A 15,520-nucleotide genomic window follows, 5' to 3' on the forward strand; every position below is an offset into this window, starting at 1 on the left:
TCCCGTTATGCGGCGTTTTTCCCCACGACTGCAAGTCTTTTGCGATAGCTCACGGCAGCTTGACGCCCCCTGGATGGAGTGTATCGCGATCGGTCTTGTCCAATACGGTTTTTAGTTCTGGCAGGGTCATTGGCACGCAATAAGCCGGTGTACCGCGTTCAAATCGCCAGCTTTCCTCAAGACTGCCGGTATCAAGCGCATCAAAGCCAAATTCTTCTGTCAGTTGAATGGCGATGTCGCGGGCAAGGGGATCATTTGCCGCAATTGGAAGGGCCCGGCGGCCTGGTGTGCGGGCCGGTTTGCCATCCATTTCAAAGTCGGACATTTTAATGGCGTTAAACGCCTTGGCGATGCGCACAGTGTTGCCAGCTGTGCTGAGATGGGCGGCAAGAAGGCCCGTGGTAGTTGCCTGTTTTTGGTCAAGTGCTTCAATTCTGCCATCGCGTTCCGGGGCGTAATTACCGGTATCTATCACAACTTTGTTCGCCAGCGCGCGTGCCGGGAGAGACGGGTAGGCATGATAGGGAATGGCAATGACCACGACATCGCCAAATTCAATGGCATCCTCGCGCGTGCCAGGGGTGCAACCAAGCTCTGCTGCCAGGTTTGAAAGCGTATTAACAGAGCGCGAATTGCAGATCATGACCTGATGGCCCGATTTTATCGCGTGCTTTGCCACGGCACGGCCGACATAGCCCGCACCAATGATCCCGATTTTCATTTTTTGCTCCGCCAAATGGGTTGGTCCTGTGGCAGAATTTTAATTCAACCTGAATTGGCGAAAAATGGTTAGTATGAAGGTATACTCAACACTGTTGGTAGGGAATAGGCAGGGAAAAGATGGATCGTTTAACCAGCATGGCGGTTTTTGTCCGCGTTGTTGAGCTTGGATCTTTTGCCGCTGCGGCAAAGGATTTGGGCCTTTCGCCGCAAATGGTGGCCAAGCATGTTGTCCATCTTGAAAATCGGGTCGGGGCAACACTGCTGCATCGGACCACGCGGCGTCAAAGCCTGACGGACCTGGGCCGTGCCTATTTTGACCAATGTAAACGGGTTATTGCCGAAGCCGACATGGCCGATGCCCTGGCCGATGAGGTTCGTACCCAGCCAAGTGGCCGTTTGCGTGTGGCAGCACCCGTGACGTTTGGGACAAGCCAATTAGCCCCGTTTATCGCGGATTATTTGCGCGATTTTCCCAATATGCAGATCGACTTGATCTTAAATGATCGAATTGTTGATCCGCTTGAGGAAGGGGTGGATGTGGTGATCAGGATCGGGGCGCTTGAAGATAGCCGTTTGATTGGCAAGCCATTAGCACCCTATCGGCTTATCGCCTGCGCCGCGCCGGATTATCTGGCACGGCACGGAACACCAAAAGTTCCGCAGGATCTGATTGCGCATAATTGTTTGGGATTTGCCTATTGGTCGCCATCCCTGTGTTGCCAATGGACATTTTCCAATGATGACCGCTTTGAAACGGTGAATGTCACCGGTACGTTTCGCAGCAATAATTGGGCGGCATTATTGTCGGCCGCGATTGCCGGGGCAGGGATAACTCTGGGCCCGGAAATCGCCCTGCATGAAGCCCTGGCATCTGGCCGTTTAGTGCAGGTATTGGCCGATTATCAGGGGCCGCACCGCCCCTTATATGTGCTTTATCCTGCCAATCGGCGGCCAACAGCCAAAATGCGCCACTTCATCACGGCAATGAAAGACGCATTTGGCCCAAATCCCGCGTGGGATGCCCTGCTTGATGTGCAGGTGCCTGATGATGCGCTGGCGTGATCAGGCTGGTTTTTCATCAAGACCGGAAAGCAATTTCACCAGGTCTTCGGATGATGTGACGGGGGCAGAGCAAACCGGCCCCTGACAGACATAAGCCGTGGCTTTGTCATCGATACGGGTTTTGCCAAAGGCAGGATGGCTTTCGGGCAGGGTGTTGTCGCCTGGCAGGATTGTCATTGCCCGGTTGGGCAGATAGGCGGCAAACACGGCCCTGCGCATGTCATATAAATCGGCACTACCCATAGGGGCCAATATCACGATCTGGAGCGGATTTTGCAGCATTTCCGCACCCAGCAGCAGGCTTGGCATGGCCGGAAACTGGTCACGCAGGCGCCCGGCAAAGCAGGCAATGGTGGTTTCGGCCCGGGTTTGATAGTGCGCGTTGCCGGTCAGACTATAAAGCTTGGCCAGGTTTTGCACCATAATGCCGTTGCCCGATGGTACCGCCCCATCGGTAATGGGTTTGCTGCGCACGACAAGGTCGCTGCTATCGATTGCGGATTGGAAATATCCGCCCAGGCGCGGGTCGGAAAACTGTGTTTCAACCTGTTCGGCCCAGTTTTCAGCATCGCGCAGATACGGCATTGAACCGGAAATTTCAAACAGTCGCAGGGCCGCGCGGATCATATGGGCGTAATCTTCCAGCATTCCGGCATGCTGGGAACGACCGGCACGATAGCTGTGCAGTAATTTCTCGTCCTGGCCCAGATTGCGCTTGATGAAATTATAGGCCAGGCGGGCATAATCCAGCCATTCCGGGCGACGAAACACCATTGCCGCATCGCACAGGGCGGCGATTGTCATGGCGTTCCAGTCGGTCAGGACCTTGTCATCCCAGCCCGGGCGGACCCGTTTATCCCGTTTTGCCAGCAAAATTTGCCGCATATCGGCAAGAGCGGCCTCTGTTTCATCATCGGCCAGGGATAAACCGGACTGCGTGCGGTTCGGGATATTGTGGCCTTCCCAGTTGCCTGCCGCCGATATGTCGTAATATCGGGCAAACAGGGCGGCATCGCTGGTCAGGTTTTTTTCGATTTCTGATTGGTCCCAAACGTAAAAACGGCCTTCTTCTCCCTCGCTATCGGCATCCAGGCTGGCGGCAAAGGCCCCGCCCGAAACCCGCATTTCGCGCAAAATCCAGTCAATCGTTTCCTCGACCCGCTGGCGATAAAGCGGGTTTTTGCTGACACGCCAGGCATCGGTCAAAAGGTCGATCAGCTGGGCGTTGTCATAAAGCATCTTTTCAAAATGCGGGACAAGCCACTGGTCATCGACACTATAGCGGGCAAAACCGCCGCCCAGATGGTCGTAAATGCCGCCTTGAGACATGCGATCAAGGGTCAGCTTTACAGTGTCTTCAAGGGCCTCGTCATGGGTGCGCATGGCACAACGCCATAAAAACGATAACAGGGCAGGCTGGGGAAATTTGGGTGCGCCCTGGGTGCCACCATTGGTCAAATCCATCATTTGCAGGCAGCTTTTGCCAAATTCATCGATGGTTTCGGGCAGGGGAATATCGCCGCTTTTGGTATTGTTTAAGCGTAGCAGCGCATTGTTGATCTGCTTGACATTGTGGGCGACGTTTTCTGGCTCGTTGTTATAGATTTTGGCAATGGATTGCAAAACATCGCCAAAACCCGGCCGTCCATATTTGGCCTGTTTGGGGAAATAGGTCCCGCCCCAGAAAGGTTCGCCTTTGGGGGTTAAAAACATGGTCAGCGGCCAGCCCCCCTGTTGTCCCAGCAGGGCCAGGGCATTTTGATACAGGGCATCCAGATCGGGGCGTTCTTCGCGGTCCAGTTTGATATTGATGAACAACTCGTTCATCAGACCGGCAATTTCGTTATCCTCGAAACTTTCATGGGCCATGACATGGCACCAGTGACAGGCGGCATAGCCGACCGAGAGTAAAATCGGCTTGTTTGCCTGCTGGGCAGCAGCAAGAACATCCGGGGACCAAGGCTGCCAGTGGACCGGGTTTGTCTGGTGCTGCAAGAGATAGGGGCTGGTTTCCTGCCCCAGATTGTTGCGTCCAAGATCCATAAAAGCGTGCTGTCCCAAGCTGTTCTGATTGCGTTTCGCGTTCCTGTCGTCTTTGGCATTGATTGTGCCGTACGGGGACGAAAGGGGTAAATTCGCAAATTCTTATCTTCTCAAAATAGGGCGAAAACTATTGAAAAGAAAGAGAAATGCTTTGACCAATTGCCATAGCGCATAAATGGGACAAAGATGGCAGATCGGATAAAGCCGTTAGAATGCGGAAAATGACGCGGCTTTCAGAATTTATACATTGCTCATGTTATAAAATAATAATGATCAGAGAGGAGGTCTGGCTATGAAAATTTCTGTTGATGTCGATTGCACACCCGAAGAGTTGCGCACATTTTTCGGATTACCGGATGTCCAGCCCATGCAGCAGGCTTTGATGAAGGATATTGAAGACCGCATGAAAGCCAATTTGCAGGCAATGGACCCGGAAACAATGTTGAAAACCTGGCTGCCGCAGGGCATGCAGAACTGGGAACAGATGCAAAAGGCATTTTGGAACCAGTTCAATAATGGCGCAACGATGAAAAAGGATTGATTGCGGGTGACAACGACAGAGCATTTTTACCAGTCGCACGTATTTGTGTGTCAAAACGAGCGACCGGAAGGGCACCCGCGGGGCTGCTGCCAGGCTGCCGGTGCCACGCGCTTGCGCAATTACATGAAGGTGCGGGTCAAGGAGCTTGGCCTTCCTGCAACGCGGATCAATACGGCAGGATGCCTTGATCGCTGCGAATTGGGGCCGGTAATGGTGATTTACCCGCAGGGGACCTGGTATCGCTATGAGAGCCAGGATGATATTGAAGAAATTCTTCAGACTCATCTGATAGAAGGCAAAATTGTCGAAAGGCTGCAATTGCAGCCGGATCAATAAAACGGCTGCTGGTGCAGCCCGGTCAGTAAAACAGTTCCGGCCGCCCATTGGCGGCCCTTTTTACACTGCCAGAAGAACGGATTTAAGGTTTTGTACGGCCATTCTGATACCATCTTTGCCCTCTCAAGCGGTGCCGGTCGCGCGGGTGTTGCGGTTATTCGCCTCTCGGGCCCGCGTTCGTTGCCGGTTTTATGTGCGCTTCTGGGCCGCGAAAACCCGCCCAAGCCGCGTGTTGCCGTGTATGCCCCTATTGCCGATCCGCAAAATGGCGAACGGCTGGATGATGCCATTGCCCTTTATTTTCAGGCACCGGCAAGCTTTACCGGCGAAGATGTGGTTGAACTCCATGTGCATGGTGGCCGGGCGGTGATTGAAGGGGTGCTGGAATGCCTGGGGCGTCAATCCGGCCTGCGCCTGGCGGAACCGGGGGAATATAGCCGGCGTGCCTTTCAGAACGGCAAAATGGATTTGACCGAGGCCGAAGGCATTGCCGATTTGATTGATGCCGAAACCGCCGCCCAGCGCCGCCAGGCCGTGCGCCAGATGGCCGGGGAACTGGGCCGGTTATATGAGGATTGGCGATTACGGCTGATGCGCGCCCTGGCCCATATTGAAGCCGATATTGATTTCCCCGACGAAGACTTGCCCGATGGTATTGTTGCCGTCTTGCGCGATGATTTGCAGCGTATTGGGAGTGAGATTGGCGGGCATCTGGCCGATAACCGGCGTGGTGAACGCCTGCGTGAAGGGTTTCAGATTGTTATTCTCGGTGCGCCAAATGCCGGTAAATCCAGCCTGTTGAATCGTTTGGCGCGGCGGGATGCAGCGATTGTTTCCGATATTGCCGGGACAACGCGCGACACGATTGAAATCCACCTCGATCTGGGCGGCTTTCCGGTAACAATGGTGGATACGGCAGGCCTTCGCGAATCAGGGGATGCCATTGAGACCGAGGGCGTGCGCCGGGCTGCTGCGCGGGCAGAGAATGCCGACCTTAAACTGGTGGTGATTGACCGCACCGATTGGCCCCAAATTGACGGCGAAGCAAAACGCCTGATCGACCAAAAGACCCTGATTTTGGTGAACAAGGCTGATCTGGGGGGAAATGATGTTTTGTCGCATGCTGGCGAGACATCAACCTGGTCTGGTCAGGACGGGCAGGGGAATGCGGTGGAGCTACCAGTTTTGGCCATATCGGCTATGACGGGGGCCGGGATGGAAAGCCTCTTGCAACTGCTCGAAACTCGCGTAAAAGAGGGGCTCGATTTTGCCGGGCCGGTTCCGTTAACACGGATGCGCCATCGCCGTGCACTTGAGGATGCCCTGGGGCATTTGCAGCGCGGTTTGGCGACAGACATTGCAGAGCTGGCTGCTGAAGACATTCGATTGGCGGTTCGGGAAATCGGCAAGATTACCGGTCGCGTTGATGTTGAAGATTTGCTCGACATCATTTTTGGCGATTTCTGTATTGGAAAATAGGCTCAATTAAATGTGTTTCACGTGAAACATTTCGCCTTCCGATAACAGATTTATACCTGACTAAACGAAACATATATGCGGTCTCTGGATGATTGTTGCCGGGGATTTGCACGTTTGAACGCCCGTTAGGGGCATGAGGAACTGATGTCACAGAACCGTTTTGATGTGATTGTTGTCGGTGGTGGACATGCCGGCAGCGAGGCTGCTGCTGCGGCGGCCCGCATGGGTGCGCAAACCGCCCTGATTACCCACCGTGCCGACCGGATTGGCGAAATGTCCTGTAACCCGGCCATTGGTGGTTTGGGTAAGGGGCATATGGTGCGCGAGGTTGATGCACTGGACGGTGTGATGGGCCGGGCGATTGACCGTGCCGGTATTCAGTTTCGCATGCTCAATCGCTCCAAGGGACCGGCTGTGCGTGGGCCACGCGCCCAGGCGGACCGCAAGCTGTATCGTCAGGCGGTGCAGGATATCCTGGCAGAACAGGAAAATCTGTCGATTATTGAAGCGGCCGTCGAAGACCTGATCATTGATGAAAACAATCGTGTTGGCGGTATCATCACCGGCGAGGGGATTCGTTATACCGCTGGTGCCGTGGTATTGACCACCGGGACGTTTTTACGTGGTGTTATTCACATTGGCGAAGAAACAATGGCCGCAGGCCGGATGGGCGATGCCCCATCGATGGGCCTGTCGGAAACATTGGGGAAATATGAGTTTTCCCTGGGAAGGTTAAAAACCGGAACGCCCGCCCGGTTGGATGGCCGCACGATTGAATGGCATCGCCTGGTCGAGCAGCCGGGCGATAATCCGCCAGATCCGTTTTCGTTCCTGAATGATAAAATTACCGTTCCGCAGATCTCGTGCTATATGACGCACACGACGGAGGAAACGCATAAAATCATTCGCGATAACCTGCATCGTGCGCCTATGTATAGCGGCCAGATCAGCAGCAGCGGCCCGCGTTATTGCCCCTCGATCGAGGATAAGGTGGTCCGGTTTGCCGATAAATCCGAGCATCAGATTTTCCTGGAGCCGGAAGGGCTGGATGATCATACCGTTTATCCGAACGGGATTTCGACATCCTTGCCCAAGGATGTGCAGTTGGCCTTGCTGGCAACCATTCCCGGATTGGAACGGGTGGAAATCTTCCGTCCCGGTTATGCGGTTGAATATGATTTTGTTGATCCGCGAGAGCTGCGCCATACGTTGGAAACCAAAAAAGTTGCAGGTCTGTTTTTTGCCGGGCAGATCAACGGCACCACTGGCTATGAAGAAGCCGCCGGGCAGGGGCTGATTGCCGGGGTCAATGCCGCCCTGGTGGTGGATGGTGGCGAGCGCCAGTTTGTGCTGGACCGTGCCGATGCCTATATCGGTGTGATGATTGATGACCTGGTAACGCAGGGAACGCGCGAACCTTATCGTATGTTTACCTCGCGGGCTGAATATCGGTTGATGCTGCGGGCGGATAATGCTGACCAGCGTTTGACGGATCGGGGCCTGGCGGTTGGATGTGTGGGGTCACATCGTCGGGATATGTGGGGCGCGAAACGTGATGCGTTGCAGGCGGCAAAATCGCGCATTGGTGATCTTGCCGAAACGCCCAATCAGCTCATCAAACATGGTATTCGCGTCAACCAGGATGGGGTTCGGCGCAGTGCTTTTGACTTGCTGGCCTATCCCGACATCTCGTTTGACCAACTGGTTCAGGTCTGGCCCGATCTGGCCGATGTTGCACCTGCCATTCGCGATCAGCTTGCCATTGATGCGCAATATAAGGGGTATCTGGACCGTCAGGCCGCAGATGTTGCTGCCTTTCGTCGTGACGAGGAACTGCGTTTACCACGGAATCTTGATTATGATCAGGTTGGCGGGCTTTCAACGGAAATCCGTTTGAAGTTACAGCAGATCATGCCGGAAACAATTGGTGCGGCATCGCGTATTCCCGGTGTAACGCCCGCAGCAATTACCGCCCTCTTGGGGCATATCCGGTCGCATAGGCATCAGGCAGTTAATCGTAAAACTGCGTAAAACTGGCTGCGTTTTGCAATGTTGCGCTCTGTTTAATGGTGTGACGGTCGGAACTAACCCTGGTCATTAGACGATTTTCGGACGTTAAATAAAGGTCATCCGTGTTTCACGTGAAACATGGGTGGCCTTTTTTTGATAAATTTTGCCCAATTCGCATAAAAAGCCGCCTTGTTATCAAAACAACGCTGGCGAAGGATGCGTTCCAGATTTATAAGAAAATCATGCACACAAATACAAACGCCGTAAAAAACTGGTTCGAGACAGAACTTGATGTTTCACGTGAAACAATGTCTCGCCTTGAGCTTTATGCCGATCTGGTTGTGAAGTGGCAGCCCCGTATTAATATTGTTGGCGCCAGCACCACCGAAGACGTTTGGGCACGTCATTTACAGGATTCGGCGCAGATTTGGCCGCATCTTGCCGAAATCGCCCAAAAAGAAGAGACGAAAATCGTTGATTTTGGATCCGGTGCTGGTTTTCCCGGCATTGTTTTATCCATTCTGGGGGCGAGTCACGTTACGATGATGGAAAGCGTGACGAAAAAGACGGTGTTTTTGATGGAAGCGGCGCGTGTTTGCGGTTGCCTGGCAAAAACTCGGATCGCCCGCGAGCGAATAGAAGCCGCGGAACCGGAAAATGCGGATATTATTACGGCCCGCGCTTTCGCGCCCTTGCCCAAACTGCTGGAGATGGGGCAGCGCCATTTAAAGGCTGGCGGAAAATATGTGCTGCTGAAGGGCAGGGCATATCAGGCTGAACTGGCGGATGCGCGGGATGCAGGCTGGAAATTCTCTGTGACGACCTTCCCCGGGATTGTTGACCCGGATGGTGTGGTGATGATCCTTGAGGGAGTTGAGCGATGAGTGATGTGATTGAGTTGGCCGCAAATAGCGGTGGAAAGCGCCCACGTATTATCGCCATTGCCAATCAGAAGGGAGGCGTTGGCAAAACCACCACGACCATCAATTTGGCAACTGCACTTGCGGCGGTCGATCAGCGCGTGTTGATTGTTGATCTGGACCCGCAGGGCAATGCTAGTACCGGGTTGGGATTACGCTCTTCTGAACGGGATATCAGTTCTTATGACGTCTTGATCAATGGGGCCAGTTTGATGGAGGCGCGGCGGCCAACCGCCATTCCGCGCCTTCAAATTGTGCCTTCCGGTATGGATTTGTCCGGTGCGGAAATTGAACTGGTCGATTTTGAACGTCGGGAAATGCAGCTCAAGGAATCGCTGTCGCGTCTTCCGCAAGATGTTGATTACGTGCTGATTGACTGCCCGCCCTCGCTGGGTTTGCTGACCCTGAATGCGTTGGTCGCATCGGATGCGGTTTTGGTGCCCTTGCAATGCGAATTTTTCGCCCTTGAAGGGGTGAGCCACTTGGTGCGCACCATTAAGCGCGTCAAGAAGGCGTTTAACCCCAATCTGGAAATCCAGGGCATCGTGTTGACGATGTATGACAAGCGCAATAATTTGTCGGCTCAGGTTGCCAGTGACGTGCGCGATTATTTTGGTGATGTTGTTTATCGCACCGTTATTCCGCGCAATGTTCGCGTGTCGGAGGCACCCAGTCACGGCGCGCCGGTGCTGGTTTATGACATTAAATGTCCGGGGTCGCGGGCATATTTGAATTTGGCAAGTGAAGTCCTGAAACGCGAAGGAGTGAAGGCATGAGTGAGACAAAAAAGCGCGGTTTGGGACGGGGGCTTTCGGCTCTGTTGGGTGAAGAGGATGATGAAGTCGGTGCTGCCGTTAGTGGTGGTTCTGTTGGTAGCGGCGAAGTAGCCCATCCTGGTCCAGGTGGAACAACACAGCTGGTTGCGATTAGCGATCTTGCGCCGTCACCCTTTCAGCCACGCAGCAATTTTGACGATGAAGCAATCGATGATCTGGCGGCATCGATTCGCCAGAAGGGTATTATTCAGCCCATTTTGGTTCGTGCGTCGTCAACGGGCGATACCGTTTATGAAATTATCGCGGGTGAACGGCGCTGGCGCGCGGCGCAGCGGGCCCAGCTTCATGAAGTGCCGGTGTTGGTACGCGAGTTTGACGACCGCGAAACGGCCGAAATTGCGCTGATTGAAAACCTTCAGCGTCAGGATCTTTCTGCCCTGGAAGAGGCAGAGGGGTATAATCGCCTGATGGCCGAGTTTTCTCATACCCAGGAAGCGCTGGGTCAGGCACTGGGCAAGAGCCGTAGTCATATTGCCAATAGTTTGCGCCTGTTGTCTTTGCCGTCACCGATAAAGCAGATGCTGACAGATAAGGTACTGAGTGCAGGCCATGCGCGCGCTTTGCTGGGGGCTGAAAATGCGGTCGAACTGGCGACACAGATCGTTAAAAAAGGCCTGAATGTGCGCCAGACGGAAAAGCTTGTTAAAACCGACGGTGGCAAGCTTTCCCGGACCAAAAAGGAAAAAACAAACACGGCAGCGCAAAAGGACCCGGATACTGTTTCGCTGGAACGCGATCTCAGCAACATGCTTGGCTTGGCGGTCAGCATTGATTTTGACGGGGCAGGCGGGCGTTTGACGGTCCGTTATGACACGCTCGAGCAACTTGATGATATATTGCAACGCTTGACACATGGCCGTGCGGAAAGTGTGGCGGCTGATACTGCCGGGTCAGCGTCCGATTTTGATGTTGCCGAAGACGACAACGAATTTGATTCGATGTTTTTGGACGATTCGTCGGATATTGGCGATAATGAAGACGAGAATTCCGAGGAAATCACTCGCGAACTCGAGTCGATTGCTGATACGTCGGGGATTATGCTTGATCTGAGCTCGGATGAAGAATCAGACGAGGAACACAGCCCCGAAGCTGATGCTCCGGTTTCGAGCGATGCAGTTGACGAGACGGTTTTCGCCGATGTGTTTGCCGACGAGGATAAAAAACCGTCCTGACGTAGGGCAGATTTTATGTTGCATTGCAATAAAAGCCGATCCCTCAAGGTCGGCTTTTTTGTTGAGCAGTATGATTGCGACTCGTTGATTTTTGAATATTTTTGGTTGCCGTTGGGAAGATCTTAGCGACGTCCCTGTTTTTGCCGTGCAACCGTGACTTTGATCATGGCGCGATGGGCCAGGGTTTCTGGAATGGCAAGGCCGCTTTTGCAGTCTTTTTCCGCTTCCAGAAAAATTTGCAGGGCACGCTGAATATGGGCGAGCGGCCAATAATTCAAGTTTGCCTTGAACTGATCTGCTGCTTTGAAAAACAGCGGCGGTCGCAAGGATTTCATTGCCTGATCGACAGATGTTCCCTGTGCCACCTGGCCTTTGACCAGATGCAGTTTTTGAAAATAGCCAATCATCATGCGTAGCGCACCCACCGGATTAAGGCCTTCCTCGACCAGCCGAGTTAAGGCGAGATCCAGATTGGCAACATTGCCCGCCGAAACCGCCTGAAGCACATCATCATAATGACGGGCGGAGCTGTCGCCGATACAGGCCATCGCATCGCTGAGCGAGACGCGCTGCTGGTTTAAGGCATAAAGTGCGAGTTTTTGTAGCTCGTTGCGGGAAATCATGCGGTCACTGCCCAGATTTGCAACAAGATAGCGCACGGCATCACTCTCAATGGCAAGGCCATGTTCTTCCATTACCGACCGGATCAGACCCTCTAGGTCGCGACCCGAATCGGCATAACAGGGCAGGGCCATGCCATTGCCGGCCTTTTCCACGGCCTGACGCAGCTTTGAGCGTGCCGGCAGGCTCCCCGACTCGCAAATGATCAGGGCGTCTCCTGCCGGGTGTTGCAGGAAGTCTGCAATCACAGGCGCCTGGGCATCGCCAATATCGCGCAGGCGGACAACACGCCGACCGCCGCCAAAGCTGATGGCAGCGGCTTCGTCACGCAGGCGACTCCCGTCTTCCTTTAAGTGTGCCGGGCCCAGTTCAACAACGCGGAACGGGTCTTTGAGATCCTCAACAACGGTTTTTGCCAATTGTGCGCCACGCTCGCGCACCAAGCCTTCGTCTTCACCATAGATAAGGACGAGCTGTGCCTTTGCGTCCGGAGACCGCAGAAAGGAATCGACCTGGGCTGCTTTGAGTTTCATGGCGTCCCGGTTTCAAGTTTATTCTGCGCTACGAATGCCTATGGCGACCTGATTGGAGATTTGTCGGGCGAGGTTCCTCGCGGCGTCTTCCTGTGCGGTTGATTTTGCTTCCAGGCTGGCAAAGTCGGATTGAACGATATTGTAGCTTGTTCTGGCGCGGACCTTACCTTTGCGCAGAATTTTGGTATCCGAAATCCGAATCAGCTGATAATTGCCCGTCAGGATATAGTCCGAAACGGTTGCTTCATTTTGTTTGGTAAAACCAAGATCGACATTTGTTTCGTCAAGATCAACCTTGAGTTCATAAAGCGGAGCCTGGTTTTGGCTTTCTGATCTCAGGTTTTCCAGCAGGATATTGCGTGTCAATTGCCCGACACGATTTTCCATCATGTCAACCTGGACGGCCGCAAGAGGATCCGTGCCGGTTTCTCCGACCTGATTTTTCGCATAGAGCGGCTGAAAACCACATGCCCCCAGGGCCGGGAGGGCAAGGCACAAAAACAACGTCATGATCGGGCGCAGCAACATTAGGTCAGGACTCCGTTTGATCCGGCGATTTGATAGCTCCATAGCGATACAATAATTCATGCCCGATGTAAGGACAAAATAGCCTCAAAAGTTCAATAAAGCACAACTGTAGCGGATTTTGCCGATTCGCGGGTGATTTTCGCAAATATTGAAACATCTTGCGCAATTCAGCCAGTGCGATGTTAAAGCGGTATTGGTCTATTTGCCGGGTGACGGCCAAGACCCTGTTTGATCGGACCGCCGATGCAACATCAAAGATATCGTCTTTTGCGTTGTTTGCCTTTTCGGTTTTTTCCGGTTGGCAAAAATGTGACCAAACCAGCCGTAACCAGCGCCATTGTGCAACAAGGTCTTCCAGTTCCAGATGCCTTGGCCGGTAAACTGGTACATCGGCAAGAACGGCAAGGGCGAGAACGTCTAGACCGACCTCTTTGGCGAGATCATCAAGGCCTGATATTTCGTCAGGCAACAGAATAGGGGCTGTTTCTGGTGCTGCAGGTGCCGGGTCTAGATCACCTGCCTTGGCATCGCTGATTTTGACAGGCATGGGGGGGATGGCCGGGAAGGCAAGAAATGAGTGCTGAAAGTCGGTATGTATCGATTTTACCAATTGTGAACGGAAGATTTGCGTCTGCCGGTTTGGATTTTGTCCGTTTGGCAGAGGGTTTAAAATCCGGTCGGTAAAAAACAATCCCCATCGCTGCGAGAGCGAATGGGGATTGTATGTCGGTGAGGTATAGCGTGTGTGCATGACAGGCACAAAAGCCATTCCCGAAATTACTGGTTATTGGCGCTATCAATACGCAGCTGACGTGCACGGGTCAGAATGGAATCTTCCATTGCTGTTACGGTTTTCGGGTCAACCACAGCATTGGCCCATTCATTACCGCCGGCACGGACCTGACGGAAAATCGAAACCTTGATGGCATCAGAGCGCAAAGCCGTACCCAGAATATAGCCGGTAATTTTGAACCGCTCATTGGGGGTTTCAGCCGGGCTGTACCAGTCGGTAATAATGACACCGCCAAACGGATCCGCAGAATTGAGCGGCATGAAAGACAGGGTATCCAGTGTTGCGCGCCACAAATAACTGTTCACACCAATGCCTGAACCACCCTGCTGCTTTTTGCTGTCGCTGCCAAACAGGTTGAGACCTTCATCTCCGAAAATGCCGCCCTGTTTTTTCATATCTGCACGGGTGGCGGAACGACCGAGAATACGTTCATTGCCGGGTGCTGACCCCGGATAATTGTCATAGTCAGATTGGGATGCACCGCTGCAGGCTGCAAGTGTTGTAACCAGGGTGCAGGCGGCGATGATTTTCAATTTTGAAACAGACACGTTGTACGGCCTTCTGATCTGTCAATGGCAATGCTGAGCGCACTATAAGCAGCAATTGCCAGGAGAGCAAAGAAAACAAGTGTGTCCTTTTAGCCACAGCGGAGCAAAAATGTTACATCGTCGCCACAGTTTGGTTGACGGGATGGCAAAATGCTGGCTCCATAGCGTCGAACCGGGCGGCAGGAAATTGTCGTTCACACTTCAAATAACCGCTTAAGCGGGTTGAAGAAGACGTTGAGGGAAAAGATGAAAAAGATTCTTATCGCGACCAGCGCACTCGTCGCTGTTGCAGCTGCAGGCCAGGCACAGGCCTCAGAACCGATTAAATTGTCGGTTGGCGGTTACATGGAACAGTGGGCAGGCATTGCCTCCCAGGATGATGGCTTTGACAACATCAATGCTTTCCAGTCTGATACCGAAGTTTATTTCTCGGGTTCGACCACCCTGGACAACGGCATCGAAATCGGTGCGATGATCCAGCTTGAAGGTGAAACCTCGCAGGACCAGATCGACGAACAGTACCTGTACGTTAATGGTTCTTTCGGTCAGTTCCGTATTGGTGAAGGCGATGGCGCTGCTGCTGCTATGGGCATCACCGCTCCGGCAGTTGGCCCGGTTGGCGTTAACGATGGTGACCTGTCAAACTGGGTTTCTGTCTCCATGCCGGATACCGTTTTTGATGATGGCGATGCACCGAAGGTAACCTACTACACCCCGTTCATGGCTGGCTTCCGCGTTGGTGTTTCTTACACCGACAGCGACCAAGCTAAAAATGACGGTTCGGCTGGTACGACTGCTAAGCCGAAGACCGCTGGTCAGAACACGACCACTGGTATGCCGGTTACCTCGCTTGGTCTTGAATACCGTGGTGATTTTGATGGCGTAAGCCTCGGTCTCTCCGCTGTTGGCGAGCATAAAGGTGAAGGTGAATGGTTCAGCATTGGTACCAATGTTGGCTTCGGTAACTTCACCGTTGGCGCATCTTATGGCCAGAAAGACAAAGACTACGGCGTTAACGAAAACGTCACCGGTAAAGCTGATGACACCACCGGCTTTGACATCGGTGTAGCATATTCGATGGATGCCGCTCAGGTTTCCCTGTCTTATGCACATGGTGACATCGTAACCAACACGCAGGGCGCTGCTTCAACCGGTTCCGACATCGACACCGTCGACCTCGGCCTGCGTTATCAGCTTGGTGCTGGCGTGAGCTGGAGAACTTCGGTTTTCTGGTTTGACAGCGATGATAAAGCTGCTGGCGGTGCTAACGACAATGATGGTTTCGGTGCTGTTACCGGTCTCCGTCTAGACTTCTAATCATCAGATTAGATCATCGATTTGGGAAGGGAGCGTTTTGCGCTCCCTTCTTTTTTGT

General features: G+C 53.3%; 15 protein-coding genes. 9 read left to right on the top strand and 6 right to left on the bottom strand.

Annotated elements, in window-relative coordinates; genetic code table 11:
* Nucleotides 1-49: 49 nt before the first annotated feature.
* The gene (locus LF95_RS10405) at nt 50-721 is read right to left on the bottom strand and encodes an NADPH-dependent F420 reductase (RefSeq protein ID WP_073955100.1); all 672 of its coding nucleotides are present in this window, start codon (nt 719-721) and stop codon (nt 50-52) included.
* 119 nt (nt 722-840) lie between these two features.
* Between LF95_RS10405 and LF95_RS10410 the strand changes: the two genes are divergently transcribed.
* Entirely contained in the window at nt 841-1,785 is a 945-nt protein-coding gene (locus LF95_RS10410; RefSeq protein ID WP_073955101.1) for a LysR family transcriptional regulator, read from the top strand.
* Here LF95_RS10410 and LF95_RS10415 read toward each other — a convergent pair whose 3' ends face one another.
* On the bottom strand, nt 1,786-3,828 hold the full coding sequence (locus LF95_RS10415) for a thioredoxin domain-containing protein (RefSeq protein WP_073955102.1): 2,043 nt from the start codon (nt 3,826-3,828) through the stop codon (nt 1,786-1,788).
* A gap of 292 nt (nt 3,829-4,120) precedes the next feature.
* Here LF95_RS10415 and LF95_RS10420 point away from each other — a divergent pair, with 292 nt between their 5' ends.
* The 7 genes from LF95_RS10420 to LF95_RS10450 all read left to right on the top strand — a co-directional run bounded on the left by LF95_RS10420 (nt 4,121) and on the right by LF95_RS10450 (nt 11,122).
* Nucleotides 4,121-4,369 carry a DUF6489 family protein gene (locus LF95_RS10420; RefSeq protein ID WP_073955103.1) on the top strand — a complete coding sequence of 83 codons (249 nt, stop codon included), beginning with the start codon at nt 4,121-4,123 and terminating at the stop codon, nt 4,367-4,369.
* A gap of 6 nt (nt 4,370-4,375) precedes the next feature.
* Nucleotides 4,376-4,705, top strand: coding sequence for a (2Fe-2S) ferredoxin domain-containing protein (locus tag LF95_RS10425; RefSeq protein ID WP_073956173.1), 330 nt, complete (start codon nt 4,376-4,378; stop codon nt 4,703-4,705).
* Nucleotides 4,706-4,795: 90 nt separating this feature from the next.
* Nucleotides 4,796-6,184, top strand: a complete 1,389-nt coding sequence (gene mnmE / locus LF95_RS10430) for a tRNA uridine-5-carboxymethylaminomethyl(34) synthesis GTPase MnmE (RefSeq protein ID WP_073955104.1) — start codon at nt 4,796-4,798, stop codon at nt 6,182-6,184.
* A gap of 144 nt (nt 6,185-6,328) precedes the next feature.
* The gene (gene mnmG, locus LF95_RS10435) at nt 6,329-8,215 is read left to right on the top strand and encodes a tRNA uridine-5-carboxymethylaminomethyl(34) synthesis enzyme MnmG (protein WP_073955105.1); all 1,887 of its coding nucleotides are present in this window, start codon (nt 6,329-6,331) and stop codon (nt 8,213-8,215) included.
* A 221-nt stretch (nt 8,216-8,436) separates the two neighbouring features.
* Entirely contained in the window at nt 8,437-9,078 is a 642-nt protein-coding gene (gene rsmG / locus LF95_RS10440; RefSeq protein WP_073956174.1) for a 16S rRNA (guanine(527)-N(7))-methyltransferase RsmG, read from the top strand.
* Nucleotides 9,075-9,890, top strand: coding sequence for a ParA family protein (locus LF95_RS10445; protein WP_073955106.1), 816 nt, complete (start codon nt 9,075-9,077; stop codon nt 9,888-9,890). Before rsmG ends, LF95_RS10445 begins: the two co-directional genes overlap by 4 nt.
* Nucleotides 9,887-11,122: a ParB/RepB/Spo0J family partition protein gene (locus tag LF95_RS10450; RefSeq protein ID WP_073955107.1), complete on the top strand. Its 1,236-nt coding sequence runs from the start codon at nt 9,887-9,889 to the stop codon at nt 11,120-11,122. Before LF95_RS10445 ends, LF95_RS10450 begins: the two co-directional genes overlap by 4 nt.
* Before the next feature lie 122 nt (nt 11,123-11,244).
* Here LF95_RS10450 and holA read toward each other — a convergent pair whose 3' ends face one another.
* From holA to LF95_RS10470, 4 genes are read right to left on the bottom strand one after another with little or no spacing between them, the layout of a single operon-like run.
* Nucleotides 11,245-12,276, bottom strand: coding sequence for a DNA polymerase III subunit delta (gene holA, locus LF95_RS10455; protein WP_073955108.1), 1,032 nt, complete (start codon nt 12,274-12,276; stop codon nt 11,245-11,247).
* A gap of 18 nt (nt 12,277-12,294) precedes the next feature.
* Entirely contained in the window at nt 12,295-12,804 is a 510-nt protein-coding gene (locus tag LF95_RS10460; RefSeq protein ID WP_073955109.1) for a hypothetical protein, read from the bottom strand.
* Nucleotides 12,805-12,808: 4 nt separating this feature from the next.
* Entirely contained in the window at nt 12,809-13,573 is a 765-nt protein-coding gene (locus LF95_RS10465; RefSeq protein WP_143182007.1) for a hypothetical protein, read from the bottom strand.
* An 8-nt stretch (nt 13,574-13,581) separates the two neighbouring features.
* Complete coding sequence (locus LF95_RS10470; RefSeq protein ID WP_073955111.1) at nt 13,582-14,145, bottom strand: DUF3576 domain-containing protein; 564 nt, start codon at nt 14,143-14,145, stop codon at nt 13,582-13,584.
* Between the two features lie 246 nt (nt 14,146-14,391).
* Here LF95_RS10470 and LF95_RS10475 point away from each other — a divergent pair, with 246 nt between their 5' ends.
* A complete protein-coding gene (locus tag LF95_RS10475) occupies nt 14,392-15,462 on the top strand; it encodes a porin (protein WP_073955112.1) in 1,071 nt (356 codons plus the stop codon).
* Nucleotides 15,463-15,520: the final 58 nt, after the last annotated feature.

Source organism: Thalassospira sp. TSL5-1 (assembly GCF_001907695.1).
Lineage (GTDB): Bacteria > Pseudomonadota > Alphaproteobacteria > Rhodospirillales > Thalassospiraceae > Thalassospira.